This window comes from Pseudomonas farsensis, from assembly GCF_014268805.2.
Lineage (GTDB): Bacteria > Pseudomonadota > Gammaproteobacteria > Pseudomonadales > Pseudomonadaceae > Aquipseudomonas > Aquipseudomonas farsensis.
The window spans coordinates 319,893-339,268 of the sequence record NZ_JABWRF020000003.1; the positions used below are offsets into that span (position 1 = coordinate 319,893).

Here is a 19,376-nt window from a genome sequence, read left to right on the forward strand (position 1 = left end):
CATCGTGCGTAAGTTGACCCAAATGGCCCTCGTGGCTGCGGCGCTGGTCGCCACCCCGGCTTTCGCCGAAATGAAGGTAGCCGTGCTGAACTATCAGATGGCACTGCTCGAATCTGACGCTGCCAAGAAGTACGCCGTTGACGCCGAGAAGAAATTCGGCCCGCAACTGACCAAGCTCAAGGGCCTGGAAAGCAGCGCCAAAGGCATCCAGGACCGCCTGATCAAAGGCGGCGACAAGATGCCTCAGCCTGAGCGCGAGCGTCTGGAGCTTGAGTTCAAGCAAAAAGCCCGTGACTTCCAGTTCCAGTCCAAAGAGCTGAACGAAGCCAAGGCCGTTGCTGACCGTGACATGCTCAAGCAGCTCAAGCCCAAGCTGGACGGCGCAGTGGAAGAAGTCATCAAGAAAGGCGGCTTTGACCTGGTGCTTGAGCGCGGTGCGGTCATCGATGTCAAACCTCAGTACGACATCACCCGCCAAGTCATCGAGCGCATGAACCAAGCCCGTTGATATGACCGTGACCATGACGCTTGGCCAGCTGGCCGAGGCCCTCGGGGCGCAGCTCAAAGGCTCCGAGGCATTGCTGATTACCGGGCTGGCTACCTTGCAGGAAGCCGGCGCCGGTCAGTTGAGCTTTTTGGCCAACAAGCAGTACCGCAAGTTCCTCGATGACACCCAGGCCGCAGCCGTACTGCTCAAGGCCGAGGACGCCGAGGGCTTTGCCGGTAATGCGCTGATCGTTGCCGACCCGTACCTTGCCTACGCACGCATTTCGCACCTGTTCGACCCCAAACCCAAGGCTGTGGCGGGAGTTCATCCCAGCGCCGTGGTGCATGAGGACGCTCAGGTCGATGCCAGCGCCAGTATCGGCCCGTTCGCGGTGATCGAAAGCGGCGCGCAGATTGGCGCCAACGTGACGGTCGGCGCGCATTGTTTCATCGGTGCGCGTTGTGTGATCGGCGAGGGTGGCTGGCTGGCTCCGCGGGTCACGCTGTATCACGACGTGACCATCGGCAAGCGTGTGGTGATCCAATCCGGTGCTGTGATCGGTGGTGAGGGCTTCGGCTTTGCCAACGAGAAGGGCGTCTGGCAGAAGATTGCGCAGATTGGCGGCGTGACCCTCGGGGACGACGTCGAAATCGGCGTCAACACCGCAGTCGACCGCGGTGCGCTCTCTGACACGCGCATCGGCAATGGCGTCAAGCTCGACAACCAGATCCAGATCGCCCACAACGTGCAGGTCGGTGACCACACGGCGATGGCAGCCTGCGTCGGGATTTCCGGCAGCACCAAGATCGGCAAACACTGCATGATTGCAGGCGGTGTCGGCATGGTTGGCCACATTGATGTCTGCGACAACGTATTCGTATCCGGCATGACCATGGTCACCCGTTCGATCACCGAACCGGGCGGCTATTCTTCCGGCACGGCCATGCAGCCTTTGGCCGATTGGCGCAAGAGCGCTGCGCGTATTCGCCAGCTGGACGAGATGTCCAAACGCCTCAACCAGTTGGAAAAACGCGTCGACACCGTGACCTCAGGTGGCCAGCCGACATCAGAAGGCTGATACCATTTCCTGAGCAAGAGAACAGTCGCTAGCTGGCTCCTCTTTGGATTTGCAAAAGGAGCGTAAGGTCAGCACCTGCGCTCCCTATTCTTATTACAGGCTTCCCCCCCGAAATGATGGACATCAACGAGATTCGCGAATACCTGCCTCACCGTTACCCGTTCCTGTTGGTGGACCGCGTGACGGAGTTGGACTACGAGGCCCAGAGCATTCGTGCCTACAAGAATGTCAGCATCAACGAGCCATTCTTCAATGGCCACTTCCCGGCGCATCCGATCATGCCGGGCGTGCTGATCATCGAGGCGATGGCCCAGGCGGCCGGTATTCTCGGATTCAAGATGCTCGACGCAAAACCTGCGGACGGCACGCTGTATTATTTCGTCGGCTCCGACAAGCTGCGCTTCCGCCAGCCGGTGCTGCCGGGCGACCAGTTGGTGCTCGAAGCCAAGTTCCTCAGCCGCAAGAGCATGATCTGGAAGTTCGAGTGCCGTGCGCTGGTTGACGGCAAGCCGGTCTGCTCGGCGCAGATCACCTGCGCGGAACGCTCCCTATGAATTCGATTGACCCTAGGGCGATCATCGATCCTTCAGCCAAGCTGGCCGAAGGCGTCGAGGTCGGCCCGTGGTCGATCGTAGGCCCCGATGTCGAAATCGGGGAGGGCACCGTTATTGGCCCGCACGTCGTGCTCAAGGGCCCGACGCGCATTGGCAAGCACAACCGCATCTATCAGTTCAGCTCGATTGGCGAAGACACCCCTGACCTGAAGTACAAGGGTGAAGCGACGCGGCTGGTGATCGGCGACCACAATGTGATCCGCGAAGGTGTGACCATTCACCGTGGCACGGTTCAGGATCGCTCCGAAACCACGCTCGGTGATCACAACCTGATCATGGCCTATGCCCACATCGGCCATGACAGCGTGATCGGCAACCACTGCATCCTGGTCAACAACACCGCCCTTGCCGGGCATGTGCACGTTGGCGACTGGGCGATTCTGTCCGGCTACACGCTGGTGCATCAGTATTGCCACATCGGCGCCCACGCCTTCTCCGGCATGGGCACGGCCATCGGCAAGGACGTCCCGGCGTTCGTGACCGTGTTCGGCAGCCCTGCAGAAGCGCGCAGCATGAACTTCGAAGGCATGCGCCGCCGAGGCTTCAGCGATGAAGTCATTCACGACCTGCGCCGCGCTTACAAGATCGTCTATCGCCAGGGCCTGACCGTCGAGGAGGCCATGAAGGAACTCGACGAGCTGTGCATCCAGCATCCGGAAGTGGAACTGTTCCGTCAGTCGATCAAGAATTCCGCTCGCGGCATCACCCGCTGATATGGCGCAACTCTGCGTAGCGCTGGTGGCTGGCGAGGCCAGCGGCGATATCCTCGGTTCCGGCCTGATGCGTGCCATCAAGGCGCGACACCCCGATGTGCGTTTTATCGGGGTTGGCGGGCCGTTGATGGAAGCCGAGGGCATGATCTCCTACTTCCCCATGGAACGCCTGGCGGTGATGGGCCTGGTCGAGGTGCTTGGCCGCCTGCGTGAGCTGCTCAAGCGCCGCGAGCTGTTGATCGACACCTTGATCGCTGAGCAGCCAGATGTCTTCATCGGCATCGATGCCCCTGATTTCAACCTCAATATCGAACTCAAGCTGCGTCAGGCCGGGATCAAGACCGTGCACTACGTAAGCCCGTCGGTTTGGGCCTGGCGGCAGAAACGCGTGCTGAAAATTCGTCAGGGTTGCGATTTGATGCTGACCCTGCTGCCATTCGAGGCGCGCTTCTACGAAGAGAAGGGCGTGCCGGTGCGTTTTGTCGGCCACCCGCTGGCTGACACCATCCCCCTTGAAGCGGATCGTGCCGCTGCCCGCGCCGAACTTGGCCTGGCTGCTGGCCCGGTGATCGCGTTGATGCCGGGCAGCCGAGGTGGTGAAGTCGGCCGCCTGGGTGCGCTGTTCCTCGATGCAGCCCAGCGCCTGTGCGAACTGGTGCCCGGTGCGCGCTTCGTACTGCCTTGCGCCAATGCTACGCGACGTGCCCAGATCGAGCAGATGCTCGAAGGCCGCAACCTGCCGCTGACCTTGCTCGACGGCCAGTCGCACGTGGCCCTGGCGGCCTGCGATGCGGTGCTGATTGCCTCGGGCACCGCCACGCTTGAAGCCATGCTGTACAAGCGGCCGATGGTGGTGGCCTACCGCCTGGCGCCGCTGACTTACTGGATACTCAAGCGCATGGTCAAGAGCCCTTACGTGTCGCTGCCCAACCTGCTGGCCCAACGTATGTTGGTGCCTGAGCTGTTGCAGGATGCCGCCACCAGCGAAGCCTTGGCCCAGACCTTGGCGCCATTGCTGGCTAATGGTGCGCAGCAGACCGACAGCTTCGATCAGATTCACCGCACCCTGCGCCGTGACGCCTCCAATCAGGCGGCTGATGCGGTGCTGGCCCTGTTGAAGGACCGCTGACATGCAGATGGGACTGGATTTCACCCTGGTCGAAGAGTTGGTTGCCGGCGTCGATGAGGTGGGCCGCGGCCCGCTGTGCGGGGCGGTGGTGACGGCTGCGGTGATTCTCGATCCGCGCCGGCCAATCCTTGGCTTGAACGACTCGAAAAAGCTCACCGAAGCGCGCCGTGAGGCGCTGTTCGACGAAATCTGCGAAAAAGCCCTGAGTTTTTGCATTGCCCGCGCCGAGGTCGATGAGATTGACCGCCTCAATATTCTGCAGGCCACCATGCTCGCCATGCAGCGCGCGGTCGAAGGGCTGCATGTCACGCCAAAACTGGCGCTGATCGATGGCAATCGCTGCCCCAAGCTGGCGGTGCCTTCGGCGCCGGTGATCAAGGGCGATTCGCAGGTGCCTGCTATTGCTGCGGCTTCTATCCTGGCCAAGGTAACCCGTGATCGCGAGATGAGCGCGTTCGAGCTGATCTACCCCGGTTATGGCATGGGTGGGCACAAGGGTTACCCGACGCCTGTACACCTGGAAGCCTTGGCGCGACTTGGCCCGACGCCGATTCACCGGCGCTCGTTTGCCCCGGTGCGGGCGGCATGGGAAGCCCGCGAAGGGCTGTCTGACGCGCTGATCTGAATGTGCTGAAGCCCATCGCGGGGCAAGCCTGCTCCCACGCTGGTGTGGGAGGTTCTGGGTTCAGTGTAAGCCTGTTTCGGCCTCATCGCAGGCTGTCGCCAGCTCCCACAGAGACCGCGCACAGCCGCACCATTGAGGCCTGGCCCAGACTTGTGGGAGCGGGCTCAGGCCCTGGCAGGCTGTCGCCAGTTCCTAACCAGACCGCGCACAGCTGCACCATTGAGGTCTGGCCCAGATCTTGTGGGAGCGGGCTTGCCCCGCGATGAGGCCCTGGCAGGCTTGGCCACTTGTCCCGCTTGCCCGGCGATGCGCTGAAACCCCCCTCCTTTTAAGCTACAATCCCGCCCTTGTCGTTCAGCGCTGCTACAGGATCTTCAATGCCGGTCTCCTTCGTTCACCTTCGCGTGCACTCCGAATTCTCCCTGGTCGATGGCCTGGTGCGGATCAAGCCGCTGGCCAAGGCCCTTGCCGGGATGAACATGCCGGCGGTGGCGATCACCGACCAGAGCAACATGTGCTCGCTGGTGAAGTTCTACAAGACCGCCATGGGTGCCGGCATCAAGCCGATCTGCGGCGCCGACCTGTGGCTGGCCGGCACAGACCCGGATACCCCGCTGACCCGTATCTGCTTCCTGGCCATGAACCCCCAGGGCTACCGCAACCTCACCGAGCTCATCTCGCGCGGCTGGACCGAAGGCCAGCGCAACGGCCTGGTAGTAATCCAGCGTGATTGGGTAGCGCCAGCGAGCGAGGGCCTGATTGCGCTTTCGGCGGGCAAGGAAGGCGATATTGGCGCCGCGCTGATGGCCGGCCGCCAGGCTGACGCCGAACTGCTGCTGGCCGACTGGCTGCGCATGTTCCCCGACCGCTTCTATGTCGAGGTGCAACGCACCAACCGCGCCGGTGACGAAGAATACGTGCACGCCGCCGTCGCGCTGGCCGACAAGCTTGGCGCACCGCTGGTGGCCACCAACGATGTGCGTTTCATCAAGCAGACCGACTTTGACGCGCACGAAACCCGCGTCTGCATCGGTGAGGGCTGGACCCTGGATGACCCGCGGCGCCCGCGCGGTTACAGCGACCAGCAGTACCTCAAGTCGGCCGAGGAAATGGCCGACTTGTTCAGTGACCTGCCCGATGCCATCGCCAACACCGTCGAAATCGCCAAGCGCTGCAACATCACCGTGCAGTTGGGCAAGTATTTCCTTCCCGACTTCCCTACGCCCAACGGCATGGGCATCGACGATTATCTGCGCCATGTTTCCCATGAAGGCCTGGAAGAGCGCCTGGCGGTGCTGTGGCCGAAGGAAACCACGCCCAACTACGAAGAAAAGCGCCAGGTCTACCTTGACCGGCTGAAGTTCGAGCTGGACATCATCATCCAGATGGGCTTCCCCGGTTACTTCCTGATCGTTATGGACTTCATCAAGTGGGCCAAGAACAACGACGTGCCGGTCGGCCCTGGCCGGGGGTCGGGTGCGGGCTCGCTGGTGGCCTACGTGTTGAAGATCACCGACCTCGACCCGCTGGCCTACGACCTGCTGTTCGAACGTTTCCTCAACCCGGAACGGGTATCGATGCCCGACTTCGACGTCGACTTCTGCATGGATGGCCGCGACCGGGTCATCGACTATGTGGCCGAGACTTACGGGCGTAATGCGGTCAGCCAGATCATCACCTTCGGCACCATGGCCGCCAAGGCGGTGGTGCGTGACGTGGCACGGGTGCAGGGCAAGTCCTACGGCCTGGCCGACCGACTGTCGAAGATGATCCCGTTCGAAGTGGGCATGACCCTGGAGAAGGCCTACGAGCAAGAAGAGATCCTGCGCGACTTCCTCAAAAGCGACGAGGACGGCCGCGAGATCTGGGACATGGCGCTCAAGCTCGAAGGCGTCACCCGCGGCACCGGTAAACACGCAGGTGGCGTGGTTATCGCGCCCACCAAACTCACCGATTTCTCGCCGATTGCCTGTGATGAAGAGGGCGGCGGCCTGGTTACCCAGTTCGACAAAGACGACGTCGAGGCCGCGGGCCTGGTCAAGTTCGACTTCCTTGGCCTGAGGACGCTGACCATCATCAAGTGGGCGATGGAGACCATCAACCGCGAGCGCGCGAAGGTCGACTTGCCCGACCTGGTCATCGACTTCATCCCGCTGGATGACCGCAAAACCTACGAGCTGCTGCAAAAAGCCGAAACCACGGCGGTGTTCCAGCTTGAATCGCGGGGCATGAAGGAGCTGATCAAGAAGCTCAAGCCCGACTGCCTCGAAGACCTCATCGCCCTGGTGGCGCTGTTCCGCCCCGGCCCGCTGCAATCGGGCATGGTGGACGACTTCATCAACCGTAAGCACGGCCGCGCCGAGCTTGCCTACCCGCACGCCGACTACCAGTACGAAGGCCTCAAGCCGGTACTGGCGCCCACCTACGGCATCATCCTGTACCAGGAACAGGTGATGCAGATTGCCCAGGTGATGGCCGGCTATACCCTCGGCGGCGCCGACATGCTGCGCCGGGCCATGGGTAAGAAAAAGCCCGAAGAGATGGCCAAGCAGCGCGGTGGCTTCATCGAAGGTTGCGTGGCCAATAATATCGAGGCGGACCTTGCAGGTAACATCTTCGATCTGGTGGAGAAGTTCGCAGGTTACGGCTTCAACAAATCCCACTCCGCCGCCTATGGCCTGGTGTCCTACCAGACCGCCTGGCTGAAGACGCACTACCCGGCGCCGTTCATGGCTGCGGTGCTGTCGGCGGATATGCACAACACCGACAAGGTGGTGGTGCTGATCGAAGAAGTGCGCAGCATGAAGCTGCGCCTCGATGCCCCGGACGTGAATGCCTCCGAGTTCAAGTTCACCGTCAATGATGACGGCCGCATCATCTATGGCCTGGGCGCGATCAAGGGCGTGGGCGAGGGGCCGGTCGAGGCGATTGTCGAGGCACGCAGCCAGGGCGGGCCGTTCAAGGACCTGTTCGACTTCTGCGAGCGCGTCGACCTCAAGCGGGTCAACAAGCGCACCCTGGATGCACTGATCCGAAGCGGCGCACTGGATCGCCTCGGCCCGCATTTCCACGACGAGATCAAGGCCTACCAGGCAAACATCGACCGTAACCGAGCGGTACTGCTGTCGGCGCTCGAAGAGGCGATCAAAGCCGCCGAGCAGACCGCCCGTACTGCCGACAGCGGCCACGTCGACCTGTTTGGTGGTTTGTTCGTCGAAGAAGACTCCGACGTTTATGCCAACCACCACAAGGTGCGTGAGCTGACGCTCAAAGAGCGCCTCAAAGGCGAGAAAGACACCCTCGGCCTGTACCTCACCGGCCACCCCATCGATGAGTACGAGGCCGAGATCCGCCGTTTTGCCCGCCAGCGCATCATCGACCTCAAGCCCGCGCGCGATACGCAAACCATCGCCGGGATGATCATTGCCCTGCGGGTGATGAAGAACAAGAAGGGCGACAAGATGGGCTTTGTCACCCTCGATGACCGCTCCGGGCGCATCGAAGCCTCGCTGTTTGCCGACTCGTTCATGGCCGCCCAGGCGCTGCTGCAGCCTGATGCCATGGTGGTGGTGGAGGGCGAGGTGAGCAATGACGACTTCTCCGGTGGCCTGCGCCTGCGCGTCAAGCAGGTGATGACCATGGAGGATGCGCGTACCAAGCTTGCCGAAAGCCTGCGCCTGAAAGTCGCCCATGATGCGCTCAAGGGCGACCGCCTGAAGTGGCTGGGCGAACTGATCACCCGCCACCGTGGTGGCTGCCCGATCACCTTGGAGTACACAGGTGCCGATGCCAAGGCGATGCTGCAGTTTGGCGAGCAATGGACCATCGACCCGGCTGATGGCCTTATCCAGGCTCTGCGTGACCAGTTCGGGCGTGAGAACGTCTTCCTGCAATATCGTTGAAACGACACATTTTAATCTCGACCTTTATGCGCCTGATCCCTTAAGGTATGGCGCCAAACGGATCAACCGGCCGGCCGCCTGGCCGTAGACCCAAGACGGAAGCTTATGAACCCGAATTTCCTCGATTTCGAACAGCCGATTGCCGACCTGCAAGCCAAGATCGAAGAGCTGCGCCTGGTAGGCAACGACAACTCGCTGAACATCAGCGATGAAATTTCCCGTCTGCAAGAAAAGAGCAGCACCCTGACCGAAAGTATTTTCGGCAACCTGACCAGCTGGCAGATCGCTCGCCTGGCACGTCACCCGCGCCGTCCGTACACCCTCGACTACATCGAGCACGTGTTCGACGAGTTCGAAGAACTGCACGGCGACCGTCACTTCTCCGACGACGCCGCCATTGTTGGCGGTACCGCGCGCTTGAATGACAAGCCAGTGATGATCATCGGCCACCAGAAAGGCCGTGAAGTGCGTGAAAAGGTCCGTCGCAACTTCGGCATGCCACGCCCTGAGGGCTACCGCAAGGCGTGCCGCCTGATGGAAATGGCCGAGCGCTTCAAGATGCCGATCCTGACCTTCATCGACACCCCCGGCGCCTACCCAGGCATCGACGCCGAAGAGCGCAACCAGAGCGAGGCGATTGCCTGGAACCTGCGTGTCATGGCCCGCCTGAAAACCCCGATCATCGCCACTGTAATCGGTGAAGGTGGTTCTGGCGGCGCACTCGCCATCGGTGTCTGCGACCAGTTGAACATGCTGCAGTACTCCACCTACGCGGTGATCTCGCCAGAAGGCTGCGCCTCGATCCTGTGGAAGACTGCCGACAAGGCCGCTGACGCTGCCGAAGCCATGGGCATCACCGCCGAGCGCCTGAAGAGCCTGAACATCGTCGACAAGGTCATCCAGGAGCCGCTGGGCGGCGCCCACCGTGACCCGGCCAAAATGGCCAGCAACGTGCGCGCCGATCTGATCGAACAGCTGGACATGCTGGGCAAGCTTGACCACGAAACGCTGCTCAAGCGTCGTTATGACCGCTTGATGAGCTACGGTCTGTAATGTGCACGGGGGCGCCAAAAGCGCCCCCGGCTATTTCACTGCTCTGAGGCCCTGATGCTCAGCCTCACCCCTTGGCTTTCAGCCCCCGCCTGGTACATCGCCTTCTCTGGTGGCCTCGATTCCACCGTCTTGCTGCACCTGTTGGCCGACTACGCACGCCAGCATCCAACGCCCCCGCTGCGTGCCATTCACGTACACCACGGCCTGCAATCTGCCGCCGATGCCTGGCCCTGCCACTGCAAGGCGGTCTGCGCAGCCTTGGGCATCGAGCTTGACGTTATCCCTGTCACGGTCGCCTCCGGCGCCAGCGTCGAGCAGGCTGCCCGCGATGCGCGTTATGGCGCGTTCGAGAAGCTGTTGAGCCCCGGCGCGGTGCTGTTCACTGGCCAGCACCGCGACGATCAGGCCGAGACCTTGCTGTTTCGCCTGTTGCGTGGCGCCGGGCTGCGTGGGCTTTCGGCCATGCCCGAGGCGCGTGCGCTGGGGCAGGGCAGGGTGGTGCGCCCCTTGTTGAAACTGTCGCGCCAGCAGTTGCAGGCCTACGCCAATGCGCAGGGTTTGGCCTGGATCGAGGACCCGAGCAACGCAGATACGGCCATGGCGCGTAATTTCTTGCGCGGCGAGGTGCTGCCGCTGCTACACGGGCGCTGGCCTGCCGCTGCCAGCAACTTCGCCCGCAGCGCCGAGCACCTCGGTGAAGCGCTGGGCCTGCTCGATGAACTGGCCGCTGAGGACCTGGCGCAGGCCTGCGGCAAAGCGCCGCTCCCCTGGCTTGGGCTGGCCTCTCTAGACCTGGCAACCCTCAAGGCGTTGTCGCCTGCCCGCCAGCGCAACGCCTTGCAGTTCTGGCTGAGCCAGCGCACGCGGTTGCCAGACAGCCGCCACTGGGCAGGCTGGGAGGCGTTGCGCGATGCCGGCGCCGATGCCTGCCCTATCTGGCGGCTGGAAGGTGGTGAGGTGCAGCGCAGCAACGGGCGTATCTGGTGGCTGAGCGGGGCCTGGTTGCAGCCGGTCGGTGCCGGCCTGCCATGGCCAGACCCTTCGCAGGTGCTGGAGTTGCCCGGCAACGGCAGCGTTCGCCTGGAAGCCGGCGCAGCCCTTGCCGGCCTGCGCATTGCCTACCGGCACGGTGGCGAGGTCGTGCATATAGAGGGGCGCGGCCACCGCGACCTGAAGCGCCTGCTCAATGCGCTGCACATCCCTCATTTCGTGCGTCCGCGCCTGCCGTTGCTATATTGCGGCGACCAGTTGCTGGCGGTAGCCAACGTTGCGTTGCGCACTGAGGCGAATTGCCAGCTTCATTGGCTTGCGCCGACCGACGTGCAAGGTTTGAGCTGAAGGGTACATTCCGGTAGACTACCCTCCCTTCTTGATACAACTTCTGTGGCTTCCTCGAAAACACAGCGGTTGCCGATTACCAAGCAGTTTTTTGCTGGGCTGATTCTTAAAATGACGAGCGAGCTCCATGCCGGGGATACCCCTGGTCTGTACAGACGCGACAGTTGTTCGAGATGCACTGTGATTGACGCAGGTGATCGGGGGCTTCGGCCTTCCTTCGCTTTCTCCGGCGGCCCATGCCGCCTTAACGCAGACTTCTAGGGTTTTTCATGACGCGCTACATATTCGTCACGGGCGGTGTTGTTTCTTCATTGGGGAAAGGCATTGCCTCGGCTTCCCTGGCGGCCATCCTGGAAGCGCGGGGGCTCAAGGTCACCATGCTCAAGCTGGACCCATACATCAACGTCGATCCGGGCACCATGAGCCCGTTCCAGCACGGTGAAGTATTCGTCACGCACGACGGCGCCGAGACCGACCTCGACCTGGGCCACTACGAGCGGTTCATCCGCACCACGATGACCCAGAACAACAACTTCACCACCGGCCGCATCTACGAGCACGTACTGCGCAAAGAACGCCGTGGTGATTACCTGGGCGCGACCATCCAGGTCATCCCGCACATCACCGACGAAATCAAGCGCCGCATCATCAAGGGTGCCGGTGACGCCGATGTCGCTCTGGTCGAAATCGGTGGCACTGTGGGCGACATCGAGTCGCAGCCGTTCCTCGAGGCCATTCGCCAGTTGCGTGTCGAAGTCGGCTCCAAGCGCGCCATGCTGATGCACCTGACGCTGGTGCCGTACATCGCCACTGCCGGTGAAACCAAGACCAAGCCGACCCAGCACTCGGTCAAGGAACTGCGCTCCATCGGCCTGCAGCCAGACGTGCTGATCTGCCGCTCCGACCACCCGGTCGATGCTTCGTCGCGTCGCAAGATCGCGCTGTTCACCAACGTTGAAGAGCGTGCGGTGATTTCGCTGGAAGACGTCGACACCATCTACAAGATTCCTGGCGTGCTGCATGCTCAAGGCCTGGATGACTTCGTCGTCGAGCGGTTCGGCCTGCAGTGCAACAGCGCAGACCTGTCCGAGTGGGACAAGGTGGTCGATGCCAAGCTCAACCCTGAGCAGGAAGTCACCATCGCCATGGTCGGCAAGTACATGGAGCTGCTCGATGCGTACAAGTCGCTGATCGAAGCGATGAGCCACGCCGGCATCACCAACCGTACCAAGGTCAACCTGCGCTACATCGACTCCGAAGACATCGAGAACCAGGGCACCAGCCTGCTCGAAGGTGCCGATGCCATTCTGGTTCCGGGCGGCTTCGGTCTGCGCGGCGTCGAAGGCAAGATCACCGCGGTGCAGTACGCCCGTGAGAACAAGGTTCCGTACCTGGGTATCTGCCTGGGCATGCAGGTCGCGGTCATCGAGTTCGCCCGTAACGTGGTGGGCTGGAAAGACGCCAACTCCACCGAATTCGACCGCAACAGCGGGCACCCGGTTGTCGGCCTGATCACCGAGTGGGCAGATGCCACCGGCGCTGTCGAAACCCGTACCGAAGCTTCCGACCTGGGCGGCACCATGCGTCTGGGCGCCCAGGACTGCCAACTGGCGGCCGGCTCCAAGGTGCACGACTGCTACGGCAAGGACGTGATCACCGAGCGCCATCGCCACCGCTACGAAGTGAACAACAACCTGCTGCCACAGCTGGTTGAAGCCGGCCTGCAGGTTTCCGGCCGTTCCGAAGACGGCGCGCTGGTAGAAGTGGTCGAGTCCAAGGATCACCCTTGGTTCGTCGCCTGCCAGTTCCACCCGGAATTCACCTCCACGCCGCGTGACGGCCACCCGCTGTTCAGCGGCTTCGTCAAGGCTGCCCTGGCGCAGAAGAACAAGGCCTGATTCATGACTCAGAAGATCATTCGCGTCGGTAACATCGAGATCGCCAACGACAAGCCGTTCGTCCTGTTCGGCGGCATGAACGTTCTGGAATCCCGTGATCTGGCCCTGAAGGTCTGCGAGGAATACGTGCGGGTTACCGAAAAGCTCGGTATCCCCTACGTGTTCAAGGCCAGCTTCGACAAAGCCAACCGCTCGTCGGTCAGCTCCTATCGCGGCCCGGGCATGGAAGAAGGCCTGAAGATCTTCCAGGAGATCAAGCAGACCTTCAACGTGCCGGTGATCACCGATGTGCACGAGCCGTACCAGTGCCAGCCGGTCGCCGAAGTGTGCGACATCATCCAGTTGCCGGCTTTCCTGTCGCGCCAGACGGACCTGGTGGTGGCAATGGCCAAGACCGGTGCGGTGATCAACATCAAGAAGGCGCAGTTCCTGGCGCCGCACGAGATGAAACACATCCTCGCCAAGTGCGTCGAGGCCGGCAACGACCAGCTCATCCTGTGTGAGCGCGGTTCGAGCTTTGGCTACAACAACCTGGTCGTCGACATGCTCGGCTTCGGCATCATGAAGCAGTTCGAGTACCCGGTGTTCTTCGACGTCACCCACGCGCTGCAAATGCCCGGTGGCCGTTCCGATTCCGCCGGTGGCCGCCGTGCCCAGGTTACCGACCTGGCCAAGGCCGGCATGAGCCAAGGCCTTGCCGGCCTGTTCCTCGAAGCCCACCCAGACCCGGACAACGCCAAGTGCGATGGCCCGTGCGCCCTGCGCCTGGACAAACTGGAGCCGTTCCTCAGCCAGCTCAAGCAGCTGGATGACCTGGTGAAAAGTTTTCCGACGGTAGAAACCGCGTAAAGCGCATTTCTCGGGTAAAGTACCGCCCGTTCCACCCCTGACCATCAGGTCAGGGGCTCCCTTCGCCAGGCCTGCCCGTGCCATGTCGCCTGGTGAACGGCAAGAATTCCCAAAAGTTGCGTTGTTTTCGTCAATTCTGGAGTGCTTACAACAATGGCAAAGATCGTCGACATCAAAGGTCGTGAAGTTCTCGACTCGCGTGGCAACCCCACCGTGGAAGCCGATGTGCTGCTCGACAACGGCATCATCGGCAGCGCTTGCGCGCCGTCTGGTGCTTCCACTGGCTCGCGCGAAGCGCTGGAGCTGCGTGATGGCGACAAGAGCCGTTACATGGGTAAGGGCGTGCTGAAGGCTATCGCCAACATCAATGGCCCGATCCGTGACCTGCTGCTGGGCAAGGACCCATCGGACCAGAAAGCCCTGGACCGCGCCATGATTGACCTGGACGGCACTGAAAACAAAGCCAAGCTGGGCGCCAACGCCATTCTGGCTGTTTCGCTGGCTGCCGCCAAAGCCGCGGCTCAGGACCAGGACCTGCCACTGTACGCGCACATTGCCAACCTGAACGGCACCCCGGGCCAGTACTCCATGCCGGTTCCGATGATGAACATCATCAACGGCGGCGAGCACGCCGACAACAACGTCGATATTCAAGAGTTCATGGTGCAGCCGGTTGGCGCCAAGACCTTCTCCGACGGCCTGCGCATGGGCACCGAAATCTTCCACCACCTCAAAGCTGTGCTCAAGGCCCGTGGCCTGAACACCGCCGTCGGTGACGAAGGCGGCTTCGCGCCGAACCTGGCTTCCAACGAAGACGCTCTGGCGGCCATCGCTGAAGCCTGCGAAAAAGCCGGCTACAAACTGGGCACCGACGTGACCCTGGCACTGGACTGCGCGGCTTCCGAATTCTACGAAGACGGCAAGTACAACCTGTCCGGTGAAGGCAAGTCGTTCGACGCCGAAGGCTTCGCTGACTACCTCAAAGGCTTGACCGAGCGCTTCCCGATCATCTCGATCGAAGACGGCCTGGACGAGTCCGACTGGGCTGGCTGGAAAATCCTGACCGACAAGATCGGCGAGAAAGTCCAGCTGGTGGGCGACGACCTGTTCGTTACCAACACCAAGATCCTCAAGGAAGGCATCGAAAAGGGCATCGGTAACTCGATCCTGATCAAGTTCAACCAGATCGGCTCGCTGACCGAAACCCTCGAAGCCATCCAGATGGCCAAGGCTGCCGGCTACACCGCCGTGATCTCGCACCGTTCGGGCGAAACCGAAGACTCCACCATCGCCGACCTGGCTGTGGGTACCGCTGCGGGCCAGATCAAGACCGGTTCGCTGTGCCGTTCCGACCGCGTCAGCAAGTACAACCAACTGCTGCGCATCGAAGAGCAACTGGGCGCCAAAGCCGTTTACCGCGGCCGTGCCGAGTTTCGCGGCTGAGCAAGAGATGGTAAAAAGGCAGCAGCCGGGGTGGCCTGAACGTTCGTACTGAATTTTCAGGCCTTTCCTACGGGTTTCTGTCGATGAAGCCTGGCCTCGGCCAGGCTTCTTGCTATAGGAAGCTCGCTGCGGCGGCCTTTACACCTGGATACCTTCATGCGCAGTCCTTATTGGTTGTTTCTTGTTCTGCTCCTGCTGCTCGGCGGCCTGCAATATCGCCTATGGGTCGGTACTGGCAGCCTTGCGCAAGTGACCGAGCTCAAGCAGCAGATTGACGAACAGCATGCCGAGAACGAACGGCTGCTGGAGCGTAATCGCGTGCTCGATGCCGAAGTGCTGGAGCTGAAGAAAGGGATGGAGACCGTTGAAGAACGGGCTCGTCATGAACTGGGGATGGTCAAGGACGGCGAGACCCTCTACCAGCTGCCGCAAAAATGACTCACCCCTTGCCGGCCTTCTGGGCCGTGATCCCTGCTGCGGGCGTTGGTGCCCGTATGGCGGCCGACCGTCCCAAGCAGTACCTGATGCTGGGCGGGCAGACGCTTATCGAGCATAGCCTCGACTGTTTTCTCGATCACCCCACGCTCAAGGGCGTTGTGGTGAGCATTGCCGATGACGACCCTTACTGGCCCGGCCTGCGCTGCGCCAGCGATGGGCGCATCCGTCGCGCCAGCGGTGGCGCTGAGCGTGCCGACTCGGTGCTCAATGCCTTGCTGCTGTTGCATGCCCAGGGCGCTGCGGATGATGACTGGGTGCTGGTGCACGATGCCGCCCGGCCCAACCTTGCGCGCACTGACCTGGACCGGCTGTTGGCCGAGCTTGCCGATGACCCGGTGGGTGGCCTGCTGGCGGTGCCGGCGCGTGACACCCTGAAGCGTGCCGGGGCCGATGGCCGGGTAAGCGCCACTATTGACCGCAGTACCATCTGGCAGGCCTACACACCGCAGATGTTCCGCCTTGGCCTGTTGCACCGAGCGCTGGCTGAATGCCTGGTGGCGGATGTGGCGGTGACCGATGAATCCTCTGCCATCGAATGGGCCGGCCACGCGCCACGGCTGATCGAAGGGCGCAGTGACAATATCAAGGTGACTCGGCCAGAGGATCTTGAGTGGTTGCGCCAACGCTGGGCTGGGCGGCGCTAGGGGTTTGCCGTTAATGGCCTCATCGCGGGGCAAGCCCGCTCCCACGCCCATAAGACATTTGTGGGAGCGGGCTTGCCCCGCGATGAGGCCATTACAAGCTTACGAACCCGCCCGATACTCCGGCAACTGCGCCAATTCTTCCTTCATATAGTCCACCAGTCGCCGCACCTTCGGCGACAGGTGCCGCTGCTGCGGATACAGCGCCCAGACGGCCGTATTAGGCGGCTGGTGCGCCTCCAGCAACGACACCAGTGCACCGCTGTGCAGGTGCTCGAGCACGTAATAGTCTGGCAACTGGCACAAACCCATGCCCAGCAACGCCGCATCCAGCACCGCCTGGCCACTGTTGCAGCGCCAGTTGCCCTGAACCCGCTGGCTGACCTCCCGCCCATCCTGCTGCAAGGCCCACAGGTCGGTGCTGCCAATCAGGCAGTTGTGCCGCGCTAATTCCGACACGCTATGGGGGCGCCCGTAGCGTTCCAGGTAAGCAGGCGATGCGCACAGGTACATGCGCCGCGGCGCCAGGCGCGTTGCCACCAGCCTTGAGTCTTGCAGGCGCCCCAGGCGAATGGCCAGGTCCATGCCTTCGTGCAGCAGGTCGAGGGTGCGGTTGCTCAGCTCGACCTCAACGCGCAACTGTGGATATTGCGCCATGAAGCGCGTCACCAGCGGCACGATGAAGCGCTCGCCATAAGCCACCGCGCAGGTCATGCGCAACAGGCCCTTGGGTTCGCTGGCCAGGTCGCCCATGGCGCGCAGGGCTTCCTCGCGGCCGTCCTGCAGGCGCTGGCAATGCTGCAGGAAGGTCTGGCCGGCCTCACTCAACGTGACTCGACGGGTGCTGCGGTACAGCAGGCGTGTTTGCAGGCGCTCTTCAAGGCGGGCGATCTGCCGGCTGATATGTGAGGACGACACCCCAAGCCGCTCGGCCGCCGCCGTGAACTGCCCGGACTCGGCCACCGCGACGAACTCGTCGATGCCTTCCCAGCGGTTGGTCATTGATTGTCCCTGTACAGCAATAATGTTTTTTATCCGGCTGGATTATTCATCAAAAGGCGATGAATTACACTGCTGGACTGTTATCGACATTCTGTCTGGAGACCTTTGATGATCAAGTCCCGCGCCGCTGTAGCCTTCGAAGCGAAAAAACCCCTGGAAATCGTCGAAGTCGACGTCGCCATGCCCAAAGCCGGTGAAGTGCTGCTGCGCGTCGTCGCCTCCGGTGTGTGCCACACCGATGCCTACACCCTGTCGGGCGCCGACCCTGAAGGCATCTTCCCGTCGATCCTGGGCCACGAAGGTGGCGCGATCGTCGAAGCAGTGGGCGAGGGCGTCACGTCGGTGGCAGTGGGCGATCATGTGATTCCGCTGTACACCCCGGAATGCGGCCAGTGCAAATTCTGCCGCTCGGGCAAGACCAACCTGTGCCAGGCCATCCGTGCCACCCAGGGCAAAGGCTTGATGCCGGACGGCACCACTCGCTTCAGCTATAAAGGCCAGCAGCTGTTCCACTACATGGGCACCTCGACCTTCTCCGAGTACACCGTGCTGCCGGAAATTTCCGTGGCCAAGATCCAGAAAGAAGCACCGCTGGAGAAGGTCTGTCTGCTCGGCTGTGGCGTCACCACCGGGATTGGCGCAGTGCTCAATACCGCCAAGGTCAAGCCGGGCGATACCGTGGCCATCTTCGGCCTGGGCGGCATCGGCCTGTCGGCGGTCATTGGTGCGGTCAAGGCCAAGGCCTCGCGCATCATCGCCATCGACATCAACCCGGCCAAGTTCGAAATTGCCCGCCAGCTCGGTGCCACCGACTGCATCAACCCCAAGGAATACGATCGCCCGATCCAGGAAGTCATCGTCGACCTCACCGACGGCGGCGTGGACTTCTCGTTCGAGTGCATCGGTAACGTGCAACTGATGCGTGCTGCACTGGAATGCTGCCATAAGGGCTGGGGTGAATCGGTGATCATCGGTGTTGCCGGTGCCGGCCAGGAAATCGCTACCCGTCCGTTCCAGCTGGTGACCGGCCGCGTCTGGCGTGGCTCGGCATTCGGCGGTGTGCGCGGGCGCAGCGAGCTGCCGAGCTATGTCGAAATGTCGCAAAAGGGCGAGATCCCGCTGGATACCTTCATCACCCACACCATGGGCCTTGAAGACATCAACAAGGCATTCGACCTGATGCATGAAGGCAAGAGCATCCGTAGCGTTATCCACTTCTGAGGCTGCTGCCATGACGCTGGAAAACATCTCCTGTCAGAAAAGCTTCGGCGGCTGGCACAAGCGCTACCGGCATGCCTCCAAGGTGCTCGGTTGCGACATGGTGTTCGCCGTGTACCTGCCGCCCCAGGCCGAGCAGGGCGCGAAGCTGCCGGTGCTGTATTGGCTGAGCGGCCTGACCTGCACCGACGAAAACTTCATGCAGAAGGCCGGCGCCCAGCGCCTGGCCGCCGAGCTGGGCTTGATCATCGTGGCCCCCGATACCAGCCCGCGTGGCGAGCAGGTGCCGGGCGACCCGGATGGCGCGTGGGATTTCGGCCTGGGGGCGGGTTTCTACCTCAACGCCACCCAGCAGCCGTGGGCGCAGCATTACCGCATGCATGATTATGTGGTTAGCGAACTGCCTGCACTGATCGAGGCGCACTTCCCGGCGTCCGATCAGCGCAGTATCAGCGGCCACTCCATGGGTGGGCATGGTGCACTGGTGTGCGCACTGCGTAATCCTGGGCGCTATCAGTCGGTCTCGGCGTTTTCGCCGATCAGCAACCCCATGGATTGCCCGTGGGGCGAAAAGGCCTTCAGCCGCTACTTGGGCGAAGACCGCGCGCGCTGGCGCGAGTGGGATGCCAGCGTGCTGCTGGCCGAGGCGGTCGAATGCCCACCGCTATTGGTCGACCAAGGCGACCGCGACGACTTCCTGCAAAAGCAGCTAAAGCCAGAAACCCTGGAGCAGGCCGCACGCAAAGGCGGCCATACCCTCACGCTGCGCCTTCAGCCAGGCTACGACCATAGCTACTACTTCATCGCCAGCTTCATCGATGAACACCTGCGCCATCATGCGGTGGCACTTGGCCGGGTGTAGCCAGCATCTGCAAGCCGCGCGCTTGT

The 19,376-nt window shown here is 62.1% G+C and carries 17 protein-coding genes; 16 read left to right on the forward strand and 1 reads right to left on the reverse strand.

The genetic code is table 11. The features are described from left to right. Window positions 1–4: 4 nt before the first annotated feature. The 14 genes from HU719_RS17635 to ispD all read left to right on the forward strand — a co-directional run bounded on the left by HU719_RS17635 (window position 5) and on the right by ispD (window position 16,271). Entirely contained in the window at window positions 5–508 is a 504-nt protein-coding gene (locus HU719_RS17635) for an OmpH family outer membrane protein (protein ID WP_186516755.1), read from the forward strand. 1 nt (window position 509) lies between these two features. Then, window positions 510–1,565, forward strand: coding sequence for a UDP-3-O-(3-hydroxymyristoyl)glucosamine N-acyltransferase (gene lpxD / locus HU719_RS17640; protein WP_186536452.1), 1,056 nt, complete (start codon window positions 510–512; stop codon window positions 1,563–1,565). Window positions 1,566–1,678: 113 nt separating this feature from the next. Further along, the gene (gene fabZ, locus HU719_RS17645) at window positions 1,679–2,119 is read left to right on the forward strand and encodes a 3-hydroxyacyl-ACP dehydratase FabZ (protein ID WP_186516759.1); all 441 of its coding nucleotides are present in this window, start codon (window positions 1,679–1,681) and stop codon (window positions 2,117–2,119) included. Continuing rightward, window positions 2,116–2,892, forward strand: a complete 777-nt coding sequence (gene lpxA, locus HU719_RS17650) for an acyl-ACP--UDP-N-acetylglucosamine O-acyltransferase (protein ID WP_186516761.1) — start codon at window positions 2,116–2,118, stop codon at window positions 2,890–2,892. The genes fabZ and lpxA overlap by 4 nt, the downstream gene beginning before the upstream one ends. A gap of 1 nt (window position 2,893) precedes the next feature. Then, the gene (gene lpxB, locus HU719_RS17655; RefSeq protein WP_186516763.1) at window positions 2,894–4,021 is read left to right on the forward strand and encodes a lipid-A-disaccharide synthase; all 1,128 of its coding nucleotides are present in this window, start codon (window positions 2,894–2,896) and stop codon (window positions 4,019–4,021) included. Window position 4,022: 1 nt separating this feature from the next. Next, a complete protein-coding gene (gene rnhB / locus HU719_RS17660) occupies window positions 4,023–4,646 on the forward strand; it encodes a ribonuclease HII (RefSeq protein ID WP_186516765.1) in 624 nt (207 codons plus the stop codon). Between the two features lie 377 nt (window positions 4,647–5,023). Beyond that, a complete protein-coding gene (dnaE, locus tag HU719_RS17665) occupies window positions 5,024–8,548 on the forward strand; it encodes a DNA polymerase III subunit alpha (RefSeq protein WP_186536451.1) in 3,525 nt (1,174 codons plus the stop codon). 105 nt (window positions 8,549–8,653) lie between these two features. After that, window positions 8,654–9,601: an acetyl-CoA carboxylase carboxyltransferase subunit alpha gene (locus tag HU719_RS17670; RefSeq protein WP_186516769.1), complete on the forward strand. Its 948-nt coding sequence runs from the start codon at window positions 8,654–8,656 to the stop codon at window positions 9,599–9,601. 54 nt (window positions 9,602–9,655) lie between these two features. Continuing rightward, entirely contained in the window at window positions 9,656–10,939 is a 1,284-nt protein-coding gene (gene tilS / locus HU719_RS17675; RefSeq protein WP_186536449.1) for a tRNA lysidine(34) synthetase TilS, read from the forward strand. A gap of 269 nt (window positions 10,940–11,208) precedes the next feature. After that, window positions 11,209–12,837: a CTP synthase gene (pyrG, locus tag HU719_RS17680; RefSeq protein ID WP_186536448.1), complete on the forward strand. Its 1,629-nt coding sequence runs from the start codon at window positions 11,209–11,211 to the stop codon at window positions 12,835–12,837. A 3-nt stretch (window positions 12,838–12,840) separates the two neighbouring features. After that, window positions 12,841–13,686, forward strand: coding sequence for a 3-deoxy-8-phosphooctulonate synthase (gene kdsA / locus HU719_RS17685; RefSeq protein ID WP_186516776.1), 846 nt, complete (start codon window positions 12,841–12,843; stop codon window positions 13,684–13,686). Between the two features lie 153 nt (window positions 13,687–13,839). Then, the gene (gene eno, locus HU719_RS17690) at window positions 13,840–15,129 is read left to right on the forward strand and encodes a phosphopyruvate hydratase (RefSeq protein WP_186516778.1); all 1,290 of its coding nucleotides are present in this window, start codon (window positions 13,840–13,842) and stop codon (window positions 15,127–15,129) included. A gap of 156 nt (window positions 15,130–15,285) precedes the next feature. Next, window positions 15,286–15,567 (forward strand): cell division protein FtsB, encoded by a 282-nt coding sequence (ftsB, locus tag HU719_RS17695; RefSeq protein WP_186516780.1) that lies wholly within the window; start codon window positions 15,286–15,288, stop codon window positions 15,565–15,567. Next, window positions 15,564–16,271: a 2-C-methyl-D-erythritol 4-phosphate cytidylyltransferase gene (gene ispD / locus HU719_RS17700; RefSeq protein ID WP_186536447.1), complete on the forward strand. Its 708-nt coding sequence runs from the start codon at window positions 15,564–15,566 to the stop codon at window positions 16,269–16,271. The genes ftsB and ispD overlap by 4 nt, the downstream gene beginning before the upstream one ends. Before the next feature lie 99 nt (window positions 16,272–16,370). Here ispD and HU719_RS17705 read toward each other — a convergent pair whose 3' ends face one another. Then, complete coding sequence (locus HU719_RS17705; RefSeq protein WP_186534862.1) at window positions 16,371–17,270, reverse strand: LysR substrate-binding domain-containing protein; 900 nt, start codon at window positions 17,268–17,270, stop codon at window positions 16,371–16,373. 108 nt (window positions 17,271–17,378) lie between these two features. Between HU719_RS17705 and HU719_RS17710 the strand changes: the two genes are divergently transcribed. Together HU719_RS17710 and fghA are read left to right on the forward strand one after the other, a co-directional pair. Beyond that, window positions 17,379–18,491, forward strand: coding sequence for an S-(hydroxymethyl)glutathione dehydrogenase/class III alcohol dehydrogenase (locus HU719_RS17710; RefSeq protein WP_186534863.1), 1,113 nt, complete (start codon window positions 17,379–17,381; stop codon window positions 18,489–18,491). Between the two features lie 10 nt (window positions 18,492–18,501). Then, window positions 18,502–19,350, forward strand: coding sequence for an S-formylglutathione hydrolase (gene fghA / locus HU719_RS17715; protein ID WP_186534864.1), 849 nt, complete (start codon window positions 18,502–18,504; stop codon window positions 19,348–19,350). Window positions 19,351–19,376 lie beyond the last annotated feature (26 nt).